The following is a 1,668-nucleotide window of genomic DNA, read 5'->3' on the forward strand; positions in this document are numbered from 1 at the left end:
TAAGTTTCGCACCCCTAAAAACACGGTTTTCAAGCTTCACATTCCGTCGATATCCTTTGCTACGATAAGGTTCTTACTTCATTCCATTTTGGCCCATTAAGCCGCTTTATCGTCCTCAAATAATTGATTCCCCAAAAAGGAGCTCTCGAATAGCTCCTTGATATGTACATATTCAGGTGATTTCTTAAAGACTTGAATGTCAACTGCTCCCGATTCTGTAAACGCGGCAATGACCACATCCAAAAGCTCCTCAAACAAGTTCCATAGTCGTTCAGCTATATTCTTTTCCACCATCTGATCCTTGATTACCTCAAACAACCCGCCCAATGTTTCATAGTCGTTCATCCTACGATAATAGGCTAAGAAGGAATACAAAATATACGTTGTGGTTACATGGGCAATTTGGGCATCAAAGTTCTGAGACTGGCATTTACCTAACCGAAGAAGTTGTTTGGTCTCTTTGAAAAAAACCTCAATCGTCCAGCGCACTGAATAGACTTCCAACATTTCGAGGAAGGTCAAAGATTCGTCTGTAGACAGGAATAGTTTCCACTTTTTTTGGTAGGGAAATCGACAAAAATACAACTTTACCGTTTCACCGATGGCCGCATATTCGACAGTCACTTCAAAGTAGCGTGTGTTTCTTTTGCGACAACGCTTTTCTTTCCCTTCATTCTGAAGGGTTTTGAGTAGTTGTTTGGCGTTCAATTCCTGTCCGTTGTATGTGTATTTTCTGAAATCCTTTTTCATGGCACAAATCAGGTGCAACGCACCATTCTTAATCCCTCTAACGGTTGAGATGAACCCCTTACTTGGGAACCAGCTATCGACTAAAACATAGTTGGCTTGAAATCCATGTTTCACGGCTCTTTTAAGCATCATAAGCCCGCTGGTAATCTTGTCCACATCACACTCTTTCTTGCGCTTGGCTCCATTGGACCGGGGATCCCTTATTTTAGTGTATTGTTCTTTCCGATGCTTTTTTTTCTGTGGTTTTTCTGCATGCAGGCTAAAATCAAGTGGCGTAAAACTGGTCCCGTCAAACAGCCCCAGCGTTAAGTTCTTATACCCAAGTGTACTTTTCTGCCGACCCGCTACGTGATCATGAACATAGGAAATTTTTTCAAATTTCCGACCCGTACGGATATCAATCGTATCATCCAAAATAAAAGCTGCCTTTTCGGCAACTACTTTGTTCGGATTCGTTAGTTTTTGAAATTGTTTTGCGACAGTTAGAAGAAGATTGCGCCAAGGCATGCGCTCGTTATTCTTCAGACGGTAAAGAGCATCCTTTTTCATCCCTGCCATGTTTTGATAACTGCTTTTATAAAGGGCGTTAACACTAGTGATTAGCATGAGTGGCAGCAACAACAATAAAGTCATAATGTCGGTGACAGAATAGCCTTGTTGTTTTTTAAATCCGACCCGATGACAAAGGGAACGAAATTTGAATTCTTTCATCGCATTTTGTATAATAAAATCAATAGAAAAACCATGTGATTGAAATACTTTTTCGATTTCTTTTACATTTTTCTGCATGATAACACGTCCTTTTTGGTTGATTTGGAGTAGTACCTTAATTATACCAAAAAGCCAGTGTTCATGCGGGTTTTTCTTGCCTTTTCGTCTCTTTCGAAGAGGCTTTTTTTATAGGATTTTCAAGGTGCG

General features: G+C 40.3%; 1 protein-coding gene. It reads right to left on the minus strand.

The window, feature by feature from the left end:
* Nucleotides 1–96: 96 nt before the first annotated feature.
* Nucleotides 97–1,539, minus strand: coding sequence for a transposase (locus tag B371_RS0100475; protein ID WP_019412397.1), 1,443 nt, complete (start codon nt 1,537–1,539; stop codon nt 97–99).
* Between the last annotated feature and the right edge of the window lie 129 nt (nt 1,540–1,668).

Source organism: Paenisporosarcina sp. TG20 (genome assembly GCF_000286315.1).
Taxonomy (GTDB): Bacteria; Bacillota; Bacilli; order Bacillales_A; family Planococcaceae; genus Paenisporosarcina.